The organism is Desulfonauticus sp., from assembly GCF_055126295.1.
This window is the reverse complement of the sequence record NZ_JBSRHE010000004.1, coordinates 54,254-69,080: the sequence shown is the minus strand read 5'-3', so window position 1 is coordinate 69,080 and position 14,827 is coordinate 54,254. Positions and strand designations below refer to the sequence as shown.

Below are 14,827 nucleotides of genomic sequence, written 5' to 3'. Positions count from 1 at the left end.
TTAGATTATTTTAGGTACAATAAAGAATTCTCCATCTGTTTTAGGTGCATTTTTTAGTATTTCTTCTCTATCTAGATCTTTTTTAACTTCATCTTCTCTAAAAACATTTTTTAACTCTGCAGGAGAATAGAGGGGGTTAACCTCTTTTGTGTCTATTTCCTTTAATTTTTCCATATAATCTAAAATTGCTGAAAACTGTTTTTGATAAATTTCTACTTTTTCTTCTGGTAGTTTTAATCTAGCCAGAGTAGCTATTTGTTTTACTTCTTCTTTAGTTATTTTCATTACTTTTCTCCTCAAGAGTAGAATTTGTATCCTCTTCTGGAAGAGGAAGATTGTGTTTTTTATAATACTCTATTTTTTTTACTTTTCTGTTTTCTATTCTTTTCGCCCTGATGTTCTGGAGTAAATTTAAATCCGCAAGTTTATTTTCTCCTTGATAGAGACTGAAGAGAAAAAGATCTTCAGTGGCTTTTCCCTCTTCGTTCCAGGTAAGAGGAGCTATAGTCCAGTTAAAGTCCCTGGACTTATTACTAAGTAGCTCATTTACCTTATCTGCTGGGAGGTGGGGGTAAATGGGAAGGGAGGCAAAGAAACGTACAAAATCAAAACCTAATCCCACCCAGAAATCAGGCTCTCCTTGCACGCTTTCCTTAAGTAGCTGTTTAAGTTCACTTACTTCAAAACTGGGATTAGCAGACCACCAGGGGCTGGGATAAAAGGCTAAGGTTAAGTAAATTTTTTCTAAATCAGAAAGTTCATCTGGATTTGCCCATAAACTGGGGCCAAGGAAAAACAGACGTGGTTCGTTGTAAAAAAAGAAATAAGAAGCAATGGCTTTTACCCTGGAGAGATTGTCCGGGATAAAAACTGCTTCAAAATCTGGCTCTGGAAATGTTTCTAGCTTTTCTTCTTCTTGGTTTTTTTCTTCTACCTTTAAGAGTTGGGCGACCTTTTTCCCCCATTTAGGAGGTGCATCGGGTGGATAGCTAGTTAGTCCTCTTAATTCTCCGCCCTGTTGGTTTAATGCTTGATAAAAGACCTTGCTCATTCTTTGTCCATAGTTTTCTTCCGGGTATAAAATGGCAAAGTTGTTGATACCCAATTGTTCATGGGTCTGTTTAATTAAAATGCGTACCTGGTCTTCTGCACTGGGGAAAAATCGCCAGATTTCCTTTCCTTCTTTTTCAGAACTGGGAGAAAAGGTAAAAAAGAGTTTTTTCTCATAGAGTTTATTTTGCAGTACCCTGGCGATATTATCAGGAATAAGGGGGCCGCCTATGACTTTAGTCGAGGTTTGTAGAACTTGTTCAGGCCAGCTGGAATCCAGGGAATTAAAGATAATTAAATCTACTTTTTGCCCTTCTCCTAAAAGTTTCCATTGAGCTAAACTGGCTCCTTTTAAGATTTTCCAGCCAAAGCTGGCATAGGGACCTTCCAGGGGTAAAATCAGGGCTATTTTTTGTTCTGGAATACCCAGGGAATTTTCTTTTTCAGCAAAGAGATTTTGAAAAAGAGGAGAGCTAAAATTGGCTTTTTTCAGGAGAACCTTTAGTTTACTCCAGTAAAAGCTCCAGTCTGTGCTTTCTCTTTGGGCAAGGTTAAAAAAATAGACAAAGGTAATAATGTTTTGGGGAAATTTTTCTTCATTCCAGATTTTTGCTTTTAGACTTTCCAGGCTTTTCCCATCCTTATTGGCTAAGTAGTAATAGAAATCTTCTTCCAAAGTTTTTTTCTCTTCAATAGTTAAAGAATTATATACTTCTTCCAGAATGCTATAGGCATCTGCCAGGTCTTTTTCTGGTAGTTCCTGGAGAAGAAAAAAGCCCATTTCTCTTTTTAAAGAAAACGGAAGGTCTGAATCCAGACCCAGCCTTAATAAATATTCTTTAAACTCATCTATTCCCTGGGTCTCTTTTAGACTGAGGGCCAGGATTTTTTGATTTTCCCAGTCTTTTTTTTCTTCTGGATTGAGAGTAAATAATTGAAGCAGGCTATCTTGAGCTAACGGAAAATCTTTTACTTCCAGACTACTTTTAGCCAATCTTTTTAAAAATAGAGTTTTGCTTTGTAAGTCCAGGTTGGGAGTAGCGAGAAGTTTTTGATAGAGGACTTTGCTCTTAAGCCATTTTTCCTCTTTGTAAGCCTGGTCAGCTTCTTTTACTGGGTTTTTAGGTGTAGTAAGGTAAATATTTTTAGTACAACTGCTAAGTAAGATTAGCAAAAAAACAAGATAAGGTATTTTTTTTAACATTGTTTTACCTTCTTGATAGAAAATTAAAAGGGCCTGGAAATTAATTCCAGACCCTGGTTATAGGGAGGGGGAGGGAGTACTGTCAAGTAAAGGTTATTTTACTTCTGTATAATCTGCATCTACTACGTCATCATCGTCTTTGGGTTTATTGCTGGCATCTGCCCCAGCAGAAGCGTCAGCTCCAGGATTGGCTCCAGCTGTCTTCTGGGCATAGAGCTTTTCAGCCAGTTTGTGAGAAGCTTGCGCTAACTCTTCAGAAGCTTTTTTGATAGCCTCAGCATCATCTTGGTTCATTACTTTCTTTAATTCTTCAATCTTGTTTTCAATCTCACTCTTTAAGACTGGCTCTACCTTATCTCCTAAATCACGGAGGGATTTTTCCGTAGTGTAAATAAGGGTGTCAGCCTGGTTTCTAGCTTCAATAAGAGCTTGTTTTTTCTTATCTTCTTCTGCATGAGCTTCTGCTTCTTTGATGAGTTTTTGTATCTCATCTTCAGAAAGCCCACTGGACGGAGTGATTCTAATGGATTGTTCCTTTCCAGTACCTAAGTCCTTGGCGGAAACGTTTACAATACCATTGGCATCAATATCAAAGGTTACTTCGATTTGAGGTACTCCTCTAGGTGCAGGGGGAATACCGGTAAGTTCAAAACGACCCAGGGACATATTGTCTGCAGCCATGGGCCTTTCACCCTGCAGGACATGAATGGTTACAGAAGTCTGGTTGTCTGCAGCTGTGGTAAAGACCTGACTCTTTTTGGTAGGAATGGTGGTGTTTCTTTCTATGAGCTTGGTAAACACGCCACCTAAGGTCTCAATGCCCAAAGAAAGAGGTGTTACATCCAGGAGCAAGACGTCTTTTACATCTCCAGCCAAGATACCACTCTGAATGGCTGCACCCATGGCTACCACTTCGTCTGGGTTTACTCCCTTGTGTGGTTCTTTGCCAAAGAATTCAGCAACTTTCTTCTGGACCAGGGGCATACGGGTCATTCCACCCACCAGAATTACTTCATCAATATCAGAAGCCTTAAGTCCTGCATCAGCCAAGGCCTTTTTACAGGGTTCAATGCTTCTTTCTACCAGGTCTTCGACTAATTTTTCCAGCTTGGCGCGAGTGAGTTTGATATTTAAGTGTTTGGGGCCAGTTTGGTCTGCAGTAATAAAGGGCAAGTTGATGTCAGTCTCTAGGGAAGAAGAAAGTTCTTTTTTGGCCTTTTCTGCAGCTTCTTTTAAGCGCTGTAAGGCCATGGTGTCCTTGGAGAGGTCAATACCATTTTCTTTTTTAAACTCATCGACGAGATAATTGATAATTCTCTGGTCAAAGTCCTCGCCACCCAAGAAGGTATCTCCATTGGTGGACCTAACTTCTACCACTCCATCGCCTACTTCCAGGATAGAGATGTCAAAGGTACCGCCACCCAAGTCATATACAGCAATCTTTTCATTTTTCTTTTTATCCATGCCATAGGCCAGAGAAGCAGCCGTAGGCTCGTTGATGATTCTTTTTACTTCCAGGCCTGCAATTCTTCCCGCGTCTTTGGTGGCCTGACGTTGACTGTCATTAAAATAGGCAGGCACTGTAATAACTGCTTCTGTAATCTTTTCTCCTAAGAATTCTTCAGCATCTTTTTTCAATTTTTGCAAAATCATTGCTGAGATTTCAGGAGGACTGTACTTTTTATCGCCAATCTGGACGTAAGCATCTCCATTGGGGCCAGGAACTATTTTATAAGGACAACGTTCTTTCCACTTTTGGATTAGAGGATCGTCATATTTGCGTCCCATTAATCTTTTTATTGCATAGATAGTCCTTTCAGGGTTGGTGATGGCCTGACGCTTGGCAATTTCTCCAATGAGTCTTTCCTTATCAGTAAAGGCAACTACTGAAGGAGTGGTTCTACCACCTTCTGGATTGGTGATACACTTAGGATCTTTTCCTTCCATGTAGTAAACACAGCTGTTAGTGGTTCCTAAGTCTATGCCGATGATTTTTCCCATTTCTAAAGCCTCCTCATTTATTTGAAACTAATTATTTTTTCACTAGACAAAAACTAAGTCTTTTTTCCTTTTTGTAAAGAGCGTTATTCTGTTTTTTCCTCTTTCGGTGCACACTTTTTGCTAACAATAACCTTTGCTGGTCTGAGCAAGCGTTCGTGCAGTTTATAACCTCTTTGATACATCTGGGCTACACAGCCTTCTTCCATGTCTTCCCTTTCTTCCTGGGCCATGGCTTCGTGAATGCTGGGATCAAACTTTTCTCCCACCTCACCTACAGGTACCAGGCCGTGTTTTTTCAGGATATCCCTGAAAATTTTCAGGGTCATCTCCACTCCCTGGTGGAGCCCAGCACATTCTTTTTGGTTTTGACTGTGGGTAAGAGCTAATTCCAGGTTGTCTAAAACCGGTAAGAGCTCTTCTAAAAAGGCAGAAGTAGCAAATTTGCAAAATTCTTCTTTTTCTCTTTGCAAGCGTTTTTTTAAGTTTTCAGCTTCTGCCAGAGTTCTTAAAACTTTTTCTTCCTTTTCTTTTAATTGTTCACATTCCGGGCAGATTTTTTCTTTGAATTCTTGGAGAGTAAGTTTTTCTTCGCTTGAAGTTTGGGTATTGGTTTCTTTTTTTTCAGAAGCTTGAGCGGAATGTTCAGAAGATTTTTCCTTTACTTTGCTTTTTTTTTCTTTTTCGTCCTTCATTTTCCCTCCACACCTTCTAGTTAGTAAAATTCTTGAAATATTTTGGTAAGCACTTTGGAAATTAAGTCAACACGTGGAATTATATAGGTATAATCCATATGCATAGGCCCGATGACGCTAACTACTCCCTGAGTCCCTTCCTTGAAAGCATAAGGAGAAGAGATGACTGAATAGTCTCCTAAATTTTCTAGATCTTCTGAACCAATTAAAATATTTAGACCTTCTTCTATGGTTTTATCCAAAATTTCCAGTAATCTGGATTTTTCTTCTAAAAAGTGGAAAAGTTCTTTCATGGTATTAATATTTTTCATCTGGTCTTTACTTAAAATATGGGTAGTGCCTTCTACATAAAGTTGACGGTTAGAATCTTCAAAGGCTTCTTTGGCCACTTTCATTGCCTGTTGGTAAAGATTTTCAAATTTTGCCTGAGCGCTTTTCATTTCTTCTATAATTTTTTGCCGAACTATATATAGAGGAAGTCCTTTAAACTTTTCATTTAAAAAATTGCTAAACTTGATTAAATCTTCTTTAGTGATGTCTTTATTTACTTTGATAAGTTTATTTTGAATGAGGTTTTCTTCCAGAATTAAAATGGAGAGAACCAGACCAGGTTTGATGTACATAAATTCTATGCTTTTCCAGTGAGAAAGTTTTTTTTGTGGCGAAAGTACCAGACTTACTTGCCTGGAGACAGAAGAGAGTATCTTACTGGCACTGCTTAGGGTTTTTTCCAGGTCTGGCATGTTTTGGCGTAAGGTTAAAATTATTTGGTCTTTTTCCTCAGAAGTGAGCGGAGCAGGTGCATATACTTTGCTTAGATAAAATTTTAAGCCTTTAGCAGTGGGGATTCTTCCAGCTGAAGTATGAGGCTGATGAAGATAACCCTTTTCTGTAAGGTCAGCCATGATATTGCGGATGGAAGCAGAGCTTAATCCCAGGCGGGATTTTTTGGAGACAATACGCGAGCCCACAGGCTGACCTGTTTGTAAGAATATTCCTATCAGAGTGGCTAAAACTTGAATTTCTCGTTGGTTAAGCATAATTTTTTTGATTACCACAGATATAAAACAGATTTAAGTGTTTTAGTGGTAATTATGGAGTGTTGGAGTGTCAAGATTTGGAAAGATTTAGCCTTCTAAATGAAAGGAGAAAAGGTATTCTCTTAAGGCTTGAATCCAGGGTCTGGGAGTTATGCCCGTTAGTTGGGTAAACTTTCGAGTGCTTAGGACTGAAAAGGAAGGGCGCAAAGCCCTTTGGGGATACTCCTTGGAAGTGATGGGAATTACTTTGCAGGGCAGTCCAGCACAACTTATGGCTTCTTGAGCCAGTTCGCACCAGGAGGCTTGCCCTGAATTTACCAGATGGAAAATACCTGTACCTTGTTTTTCCAGCAGGTTTAAAGTATAGATAGCCAGATCTTTGGTATAGGTGGGGGAGCCTATCTGGTCGTGGACCACTTTTAAACTTTCCCTTTCTCTGGCTAGCCTTAAAATTTTACTCACAAAATTTTCCTTGTCTTCTCCAAAGAGCCAGGCTGTTCTAATGATAAGAAAATTTTGCTTAAGTATGTCAGTAATGGCCCTTTCCCCTTCAAGTTTGGTTTGTCCATAGACACTTAAGGGATGGGGTTTATCTTCTGGCTCATAGGGAAGGGTATGTTTGCCATTAAAGACAAAGTCTGTGCTGTAATGAATGAAATAGAGATTTTTTTTACTGGCCACTTGAGCGAGGATTTTGGGGAGATTGCGGTTTAGTAATCTGGCTTGTTCTTTCTCTTCTTCTGCCAGGTCCACCTGGGTATAGGCAACAGTATTAAAGATGTGCGAGATAGAATGTTCCTGGACATAAGAGCTTACAGCTTCTTCAGAAAAGATATCCAGCTCTCCCCGAAAAGGAGCTTTTACTTCCCATCCCCTTTCCTGGAGAACTTGGCTTAACTTTTGTCCTAAAAGGCCTGTTTTACCGCCCAAAACCAGGGCTCTTTTATCTTTTGGCATACCATTTCCGCATAAATTCTAAGTATTCTCCACTGAGGATACTTTCTATCCAGGACAAGTTTTGTGTGTACCAGGTTAGAGTCTTCTCCAATCCTTGCTCAAAAGTCAAGCTGGGGTAAAAGCCAAGTTCTTTAGAAGCCAGGCTAAAATCCATGGCATAGCGAAAATCGTGCCCTGGTCGATCCTGGACAAACTTGATTAAAGTGTGGGGCTTGCCCAAAAAATCAAGGATGGCCTTGACCACTTCTAGATTGGTTTTTTCTGCCTGACCGCCAAAGTTGTAAACCTTTCCAGGTTTTCCTTTACTTAAGGCCAGATCTATCCCCCGACAGTGGTCTTCCACAAAAATCCAGTCCCGAATGTTTTCTCCTTTGCCGTAAACTGGAATGGGTTCGTTTTTAGAAGCCTTTAAAAAGGTAAGGGGAATAAGTTTTTCCGGGAATTGATAGGGACCATAATTGTTGGAGCAGCGCGTAATAACCACTGGAAAGTTATAAGTTTTGTAATAGCTTCGGCAAATCAAGTCAGCTGAAGCCTTGGAGGCAGAATAGGGACTATTGGGAGCTAGAGGGGTATTTTCAGTAAACTTGCCTTCTTTGCCCAGAGAGCCATAAACTTCATCAGTAGAAATATGAATGAATTTTTTGATTCCTTTTTTTCTGGCACACTCCAAAAGATTTTGAGTCCCCAGGACATTGGTGGTAATAAAAGGGTAGGGATTATCAATGGACCTATCCACATGCGATTCAGCAGCAAAATTGATTATATACTCTATGTCGTACTTGTGAAGTATTTCTGTTACCAGCTTTTCCTCTTCTATACCGCCACGGATAAATACATAATTTTTTCCTGCTTTTTTTTCCAGCTCACTTAGATTTTTTAAATTTCCAGCATAGGTCAGTTTGTCCAGATTAACCACAAACAGGTTTTCATATTTTGCAAAAAGATAGTATAAAAAATTACTGCCAATAAATCCTGCTCCACCCGTTACCAAGATTTTCACTACTAACTCCCTGAAATAAATGTAAATATTTTATAAGCTAAGCAAAAAAACCGTTTAAAGCAAGAAAAATTTTCTTTACCTCAGAGAAAAATTTGAGTTACTAGGGTAAGAAAAAACAAGGGAGGTCCTATGACTTTAGAAGTAAGTGCACTCACTCCTCAGATTAAAGAAATTTTAGGCTCTATGGCTGAGGAGATAAGTCCTTGGTTTTTTGCCAATATGCATCCCTATTATTTTCGCTTTCACCCTGAAGAAGAGATAAAAAAACATATTTTGGCCATTATTTCCGGCCGACTCACTACGGATAAGGGTATTATTTCTTTAGAGAGCCCCTGTGGGACCAGATTTACCTTTATTACTCCTGGAGAAAATAAAAGTGCTTTAATAAAAATTTTAGAAGATTTTAAGGAAAAAAAGATTCAGACGGTCAGGATGTATACTTCTTTGGATGGAAGTATCTGTCTTAGTACTTTTCAAACCTATAAACAAGTAGAAGATTTAGAAATAAAAGAAGAGCTAAACCTTGAACTGGACAATTTTTTTAAAGAGAAGATTATCAAGCCTGAAGAGAAAGAAGAGTTTTCTTCTTTTATTTCCTGTGCCAATAGTGAATACTTGACCAGGCTGGAAAGAGGAAGGGTTGCCAGGCACTTTAAAATATTAAAAAGTTTAAGAGGAAAAGAAGAGGTATATTTAAATATAGAGCCGGAAGTATATGCTGAAGAAAGCCGTATAACTATTGCCATGAACAACCCGCCTAGCTATGGTCTGCTTTTAGAGATTATAAAAATATTTTTTAGGCATACTTTAAATATAAACAGGCTTTACCTGGATACTTTTTACAATAGAGAAAAAGATATTACCTCTTTGATTATAAGCTGCTACTTAAAATGTACGGCTAAAGAGCTAGAAAAGGATAGTTGCCTGTTAAATCTACAAGAGGATTTGAGTTTGGTAAAATGGTTTTTCCCTGATGAACTGGAATGGTTTGCTCAGGAAAAAAACTTTTCTGTAAAAAAGGTTTTTCTTTTACAGGCCAGTAGTGAATTTGCCCATCAATATCTTTTGAAAATAGACCCCTATGCCTATACTCAGGCCAGAATAAAGGCCAAGCTGATAGCCTATCCAGAAATTACAGAAGAGCTTGTAGATTATTTTTATGCTCGTTTTTCTCCTCAAGAAGAATCCAGAGAAGACTTAATGGCCGTAAGAGAGCTGAATCTAAAAAAGAGCTTGGCTGAACTTACTGATGAAATTGCCAAGAATGTTTTTGAAAGCATTTTACTTTTTTATAAGAATATTTTGCGTACCAATTATTTTTTTGAAAACCTTTTTGGGCTTAGTTTTCGTTTGGACCCAAAGGTTTTTGCTTCTTTTATTAAAGATGAAGAAATCCCCTTTGGTATTTATTATTTTTATGGAAGGTTTTTTATTGGTTTTCACATTCGTTATAGAGATATGGCCAGAGGTGGAGTAAGGGTAGTGCGTACCAAAAACCTGGAACACTACAAAATGGAGCTACATCGGGTATTTGATGAAGCGAGAGGGCTGGCTTTGGCCCAGCAATATAAAAATAAAGATATTCCTGAGGGTGGTTCCAAGGCAGTTATTTTACTTCATCCTTTAGGGGATATAGATTTGGCGGTAAAAGCCATGGCTGATTCTCTTTTGGATCTTATTGTTTCCAGTAAAGACTCTCCCTGCAAAGAAAATATTGTTGATTATCTAAAAAGACATGAACTTATTTACTTGGGTCCGGATGAAAATATATCTCCTAAACACATCAACTGGATTGTTCAAAGAGCCAGGGAAAAGGGATATTCCTGGCCCCAGGCCATTATGAGCTCTAAGCCTGTAGCTGGCATAAACCACAAGCAGTATGGAGTTACCAGCCTGGGCGTGGTGGTGTATATGGAAGAGGTTTTAAAGTTTCTGGGCCTTAATCCTTATGAACAGGAGTTTAGTGTAAAACTTACAGGTGGTCCTGCTGGAGATGTAGCAGGTAATGCCTTGAAGTTGATTATCCAGAAGTATGGCAGCAAGGCCAGGATATTGTCTTTAAGTGATGGGCATGGTTGTCTTTATGACCCATCTGGCCTGGATCATGAAGAGTTACTTCGTCTGGTAAAGGAAGAAAAACCTACCTCTGAGTTTTCTCCTGCTAGGCTTAAGTCTAAAGAGGCCTTTTTGGTCAAAGCAGATACTCCAGAAGGCGTAAAAATCCGTAATGAACTACATAATAAAGTAGTGGCAGATGTATTTTTACCCTGTGGAGGCAGGCCTGATACCATTAACCTTAAGAACTGGGCAAAATTTTTGACTCCTGAAGGTAAACCTTCAGCCCAGGCCATTATAGAAGGAGCCAACTTGTTTATTTCTCCAGAAGCCAGGGAGAAATTACAGGAAAAGGGCGTATTAATCATTCACGGCTCTTCAGCCAATAAAGCTGGGGTTATTTCTTCTTCCTATGAAATTTTGGCGGGATTGATTTTAAATGAGCAGGAATTTTTGGAATTAAAGGAGGAGTATATAAAAGAAGTATTAGAGATTTTGGAAAAAAGGGCCAGAGATGAAGCCAGGCTTCTTTTGTGGGAATACAAGTTGCGAAGTAAAAAGGAATTTTTAACTAAAATAAGTCTGGAAGTTTCCAGAGAGATAAATGAATTAAGTGATATTATTTCCTCTCTGTTAACCGAGAAGGTGGGAGATTTGAGTGCAGATGACCTGTTGCAGGAACAGGTTTTGGAATATTGTCCTTTTGTCCTGGTATCCAGGTATAAAAAAAGGATTTTAGCCGATACGCCTGCCAGATATAGGTTTTCCTTGTTAGGCTCTTATTTAGCTTCAAAATTGGTTTACAAAGAGGGATTATTCTGGGCTAAAAGAATAAAAGAATTAGAGGACCTTTATGGTTTCTTACGCCTTTACTTGCAAAAGAATAAGAAAATCAAAAACTATGTTCAAGAATTGGCCAATCCAGAAGTACGGGAGATTGTAGAACAAATGGGCAGTAATTATTTGGCCTTAAAAGAATTTTTACATTGATAAAAAATTTTCACCAGGGTAATTGAGAGGAAAAATCATCTTGACTACCCTGGTGAGTGAAGATAATTTCTTTTGAATCAGGGCGGTTAACTCAGTGGTTAGAGTGCCATCTTCACACGGTGGAAGTCCGGGGTTCAAATCCCCGACCGCCCACCACCTGTCCTTAGAGAGTTATCCTTGGAAATTGTACTTTTTGAGCCAGAAATCCCACCCAATACCGGCAATATTGCCCGTCTGTGTGCTGCCACCACTACTCCTTTACACCTAATAGAGCCTTTGGGTTTTAAGCTAGAAGATAAATATTTGAAAAGGGCTGGCCTGGATTATTGGCAATATCTAAACTTAAGAGTGTGGAAAAGCTGGAGTGATTTTTATCAAAACCAGGCTCCAGATAAAAGGCTGGTGTTTACCAGCGCCAGGCAGGGAGAAATTTACACAGAGTTTTCTTTTACTGAGAAGGATGTACTGGTTTTTGGGCCAGAGAGTAGAGGTCTTCCTGAATATATTTTAGCCCAAAGTCCTTTTCGCATAAGAATTCCTCTCTGGGGAAAGGTGAGGAGTTTAAACCTTTCCACTGCAGCAGGAATTGTTCTCTATGAAGCCTACAGACAGATAGGAGTGTTAAAGGAAGGATAGGAAGATTTTTGTTTTCTTCCTATCCTTCCTTATTTTTTAAGCCAATCCTTCTTTTTTGTTTTTATAGCGTTGCCAGAGATAAACCAGGAAAATAATAGTAATACCAATTATATCGCTACTTAAGTGAGGATGATAACAGAGAAAAGTGCCAAGAGCAAAGATAATCCATTCGAAAATAGTAGTATTTCTTACTAAATAACCCATGGTAAGGGCAGAAAAGGCTATTGTGCCTACAGTGGCACTAAAAAAAGCCATACCTATTTCAGACCAGCTTCCAGCAAGCAAAATGCCTGGCACATAAGCGAAAAGAAAAGGTACTACATATAACAACTTGGCAAATTTAAAGGAAGTCCAGCCTGTTTTCCAGGGGTCAGCTCCAGCAATGGCTGCTCCAGCATAGGCAGCTACACATACAGGAGGCGTAATATTGGAATCCTGGCTAAACCAATAGACAATCATGTGAGCAGCTATGGCCATGGTTGCGTCGTGTCCCTGCCAGATGGGCATCTGTTGCATGATTTCAGTAAGGGCAGGTACAGCTAACACTGCAGTAATAAGGTAAGAAGCTGTTACTGGTACGCCCATGCCCAGAATTAAAGAAGCCAAACCAATAAGCAAAATAGCAATGGGCAAACTTCCTTTGGAAAGAGAGATGATGATATCTGAAAATTTTAAGCCTATACCTGAAAGAGCAATGGTACCTACGATTATACCAATTACTCCTACTGTAGCACCAATAACCAGAGTGCTTTTAGCTCCAGTAATAATGGCCTCCCAGATTTCCTTAAGGCCCATTCTATGCTCTTTGTCAAACTGACTGATTATAATACAGGAAAGGGTGGCCCAGAAAGCAGAATTACCAGGCGAATAACCTAGTAACATCATTACAACGATAATTATTAGAGGTACAGATTTGTACCAGTGTTTTTTAAATATTTTTCCAGGTTTGGGTAACTCTCCCTCTTCCAAGCCTTTAATATTGTGTTTTTTGGCTTCAAAATGGATCATGGTAAGTACAGAAAGGAAGTAGAGAACAGCTGGAAAAATGGCCATTTTCATTATTTCTACATAGGGAGTATTGGTAAGCTCTGCCATCAAAAAGCCACCTGCACCCATAATAGGAGGCATAAACATTCCACCAATAGAGGCAGCAGGTTCAATGGCCCCAGCTACATGGGGTCTAAACCCTGCCTTTTTCATCAAGGGAATGGTAAAGGTGCCTGTGGAAACTGTATTGGCAATGGCTGAGCCAGATACAGAGCCAAAAAAAGCAGAGGCAATCACCGAAACCTTGGCTGGCCCGCCTACAGTTTTACCGGCCAGGGCCAGGGGCCATTCAATGAAAAATTTCCCCACTCCAGATTTTTGTAAAAAGGACCCAAAGAAAATAAAAAGAATTACATAAGTCACCAGAACATTGGCCATAACCCCAAAAATACCGTTTTGTTCCAAAAAGAGAACTGTGGAGAGCCTTTCCAGGCTAAAGCCCCTGTGGGCAAAAAGGGAGGGGAAATAGCGGCCATAAAGACCATAGATTAAAAAGAATATACCACATAAGGTCATGGACCAGCCCAAGACCCTTCTGCAAACCTCTAGAGATAAGAGTATGCCAATAATAGAAACTATAAAATCTAATTGAGTATATACTCCTGCCCGATAGTTTAGGTTTTCAAATTCCAGCATCCAATAACCAACACAAAAAGCAGCTAATAAGGCCAGACAAATATCAAAAAAAGTGGGTCGTTCTTGGTTAGATTTTCTCCAGAAAGGAAAGTAAAGGAAAATCATCACGTAAGTTATAAGTACATAAATTCCACGATTATACTGGGCAGAAATGGGCCTGATTCCAGAAGAATAAAAATAAAGAAGGACCATGATTAGTCCTAGGATAGAGGCAATAATGTGCCAAATACCCTTTAATTTTCTTCCGCTTCTGGATTCTTTGGAGATGATTTTTTTTAGTTCTTGTTTTTGTTCTTCAGCTAATTGGATGTCCTGTTCTAACAATTTTTCTTCGCTCATATCTACTCCACAAAAGAAAATTTTTAGATAAAAAAGACCAGGCTTAGATACAAGCCTGGTCAGAAAATAGCAAATATAATTTCTAAATTACTTTAAATCAGGCACTTTCACGCCCATTTCTTTCCAGAATTTAGCTGCCCCAGGATGAACAGGAATGGAAACGCCCCTTAAACCATTTTCTATGAACATTTCTTTGGCTGTCTTTTTGATGTTTACCATGTGTTTTAGACCTTCTGGAGAGTAAATGGCCTTTACACTGCGGTAAACTACATCTTCAGGGACATTTTGGTTGGCACACCAGTAAGCAGCATCCTGGAAGGAAAGTACTGGTTTGGTCTGGTTAGAATAGGTATTGGCTGGAATTTCTAAAGGGGTATAAAAGGGATAAACCTTGTAAAAACCTGTTTTTTCAGCGTCTTTATGAACATCAATGAGTTTGATTTTATCTCTAGTAGCAGCTTCAATAATGGCAGCTGTGGGATAGCCAGCAAAGACCCAGAAGGCGTCAATCTTACCATCATTAAAGGCTGCTGCAGCAGCACTATATCCCAGGAATTGAGGAGAGAAGTTGTCCCATACTCCAATGTGTCTGAAAAACCTTTCAGCAGCAGTAGCTGCACCAGAACCTGCATTACCTACAGCTACTCTTTTTCCTTTTAAATCCAGAGCAGAATTGATGCCTGAATCCGCCCTTACTACCAGCTGAGCAGGGGCGCCATAAAGGTAGGCTACGGCTCTGACATTAGTATATTGGTTGGTATCTTTGGGAAGTTTACCCACTCTGCCCAGGTAAGCGTCTCCAGAATAAACGATTCCAAAGTCAATGTCCCCCTTGTCCAAAAGTTTTAAATTGGCAGTAGAGCCTCCTGTGCCCTCTGCAGAAATTTCAATGTCTGCATACTTTTTTTGGACAAAAACAGAGATACCATTGGCAAAATATTGGAAGGTTCCACCTACAGGACCACCTCCAAAGGACAGAAAAGTTTTGGCCGATACAGGCAAATTAAAACTCAAAACAAGACCTAAAATAGCCGCTAAGCTAATAAACCATTTTTTAAACATACCCACTCCTTTTTTTGGTTTTTGGGATAAAACTTTTGGCCTAAACTTAAATCAAAGATGAGGGTTTTCGTCAAGAAAAGGATGTCTTTTTTTGAGTTAGAGTCAGATTAAACCT

The 14,827-nt window shown here is 39.2% G+C and carries 11 protein-coding genes and 1 tRNA gene; 3 read left to right on the top strand and 9 right to left on the bottom strand.

Features of this window, described 5'->3' with window-relative positions; all coding sequences use genetic code 11:
• The 7 genes from gatC to rfbB form a co-directional block, all read right to left on the bottom strand.
• Positions 1-285: an Asp-tRNA(Asn)/Glu-tRNA(Gln) amidotransferase subunit GatC gene (gene gatC / locus ACTCIM_RS03810; RefSeq protein ID WP_464279416.1), complete on the bottom strand. Its 285-nt coding sequence runs from the start codon at positions 283-285 to the stop codon at positions 1-3.
• Positions 272-2,254: a penicillin-binding protein activator gene (locus ACTCIM_RS03805; protein WP_472313919.1), complete on the bottom strand. Its 1,983-nt coding sequence runs from the start codon at positions 2,252-2,254 to the stop codon at positions 272-274. Before ACTCIM_RS03805 ends, gatC begins: the two co-directional genes overlap by 14 nt.
• A gap of 93 nt (positions 2,255-2,347) precedes the next feature.
• Positions 2,348-4,255: a molecular chaperone DnaK gene (gene dnaK / locus ACTCIM_RS03800; protein ID WP_472313916.1), complete on the bottom strand. Its 1,908-nt coding sequence runs from the start codon at positions 4,253-4,255 to the stop codon at positions 2,348-2,350.
• 83 nt (positions 4,256-4,338) lie between these two features.
• Positions 4,339-4,947, bottom strand: coding sequence for a nucleotide exchange factor GrpE (grpE, locus tag ACTCIM_RS03795; protein WP_472313914.1), 609 nt, complete (start codon positions 4,945-4,947; stop codon positions 4,339-4,341).
• Between the two features lie 20 nt (positions 4,948-4,967).
• Positions 4,968-5,987, bottom strand: a complete 1,020-nt coding sequence (hrcA, locus tag ACTCIM_RS03790; protein ID WP_472313911.1) for a heat-inducible transcriptional repressor HrcA — start codon at positions 5,985-5,987, stop codon at positions 4,968-4,970.
• A gap of 87 nt (positions 5,988-6,074) precedes the next feature.
• On the bottom strand, positions 6,075-6,944 hold the full coding sequence (rfbD, locus tag ACTCIM_RS03785) for a dTDP-4-dehydrorhamnose reductase (RefSeq protein WP_464279420.1): 870 nt from the start codon (positions 6,942-6,944) through the stop codon (positions 6,075-6,077).
• Positions 6,931-7,947, bottom strand: coding sequence for a dTDP-glucose 4,6-dehydratase (gene rfbB / locus ACTCIM_RS03780; RefSeq protein ID WP_472313909.1), 1,017 nt, complete (start codon positions 7,945-7,947; stop codon positions 6,931-6,933). The genes rfbD and rfbB overlap by 14 nt, the downstream gene beginning before the upstream one ends.
• 129 nt (positions 7,948-8,076) lie before the next feature.
• Here rfbB and ACTCIM_RS03775 point away from each other — a divergent pair, with 129 nt between their 5' ends.
• From ACTCIM_RS03775 to ACTCIM_RS03765, 3 genes are all read left to right on the top strand, one after another.
• Positions 8,077-10,992, top strand: a complete 2,916-nt coding sequence (locus ACTCIM_RS03775; protein ID WP_472313907.1) for an NAD-glutamate dehydrogenase domain-containing protein — start codon at positions 8,077-8,079, stop codon at positions 10,990-10,992.
• An 80-nt stretch (positions 10,993-11,072) separates the two neighbouring features.
• Positions 11,073-11,148, top strand: a tRNA-Val gene (locus tag ACTCIM_RS03770).
• A 21-nt stretch (positions 11,149-11,169) separates the two neighbouring features.
• Positions 11,170-11,628, top strand: coding sequence for a tRNA (cytidine(34)-2'-O)-methyltransferase (locus tag ACTCIM_RS03765; RefSeq protein WP_472313904.1), 459 nt, complete (start codon positions 11,170-11,172; stop codon positions 11,626-11,628).
• Positions 11,629-11,664: 36 nt separating this feature from the next.
• Here the strand turns inward: ACTCIM_RS03765 and ACTCIM_RS03760 are convergent, their stop codons facing one another.
• Positions 11,665-13,650, bottom strand: a complete 1,986-nt coding sequence (locus ACTCIM_RS03760) for a TRAP transporter permease (protein WP_472313902.1) — start codon at positions 13,648-13,650, stop codon at positions 11,665-11,667.
• Between the two features lie 87 nt (positions 13,651-13,737).
• Entirely contained in the window at positions 13,738-14,712 is a 975-nt protein-coding gene (locus tag ACTCIM_RS03755; RefSeq protein ID WP_472313899.1) for a TAXI family TRAP transporter solute-binding subunit, read from the bottom strand.
• Positions 14,713-14,827: the final 115 nt, after the last annotated feature.

Coding starts and splice junctions, on each gene's coding strand:
- gatC (WP_464279416.1), bottom strand. CDS start 285: ATGAAAATAACTAAAGAAGAAGTAAAACAAATAGCTACTCTGGCTAGA.
- ACTCIM_RS03805 (WP_472313919.1), bottom strand. CDS start 2,254: ATGTTAAAAAAAATACCTTATCTTGTTTTTTTGCTAATCTTACTTAGC.
- dnaK (WP_472313916.1), bottom strand. CDS start 4,255: ATGGGAAAAATCATCGGCATAGACTTAGGAACCACTAACAGCTGTGTT.
- grpE (WP_472313914.1), bottom strand. CDS start 4,947: ATGAAGGACGAAAAAGAAAAAAAAAGCAAAGTAAAGGAAAAATCTTCT.
- hrcA (WP_472313911.1), bottom strand. CDS start 5,987: ATGCTTAACCAACGAGAAATTCAAGTTTTAGCCACTCTGATAGGAATA.
- rfbD (WP_464279420.1), bottom strand. CDS start 6,944: ATGCCAAAAGATAAAAGAGCCCTGGTTTTGGGCGGTAAAACAGGCCTT.
- ACTCIM_RS03775 (WP_472313907.1), top strand. CDS start 8,077: ATGACTTTAGAAGTAAGTGCACTCACTCCTCAGATTAAAGAAATTTTA.
- ACTCIM_RS03760 (WP_472313902.1), bottom strand. CDS start 13,650: ATGAGCGAAGAAAAATTGTTAGAACAGGACATCCAATTAGCTGAAGAA.
- ACTCIM_RS03755 (WP_472313899.1), bottom strand. CDS start 14,712: ATGTTTAAAAAATGGTTTATTAGCTTAGCGGCTATTTTAGGTCTTGTT.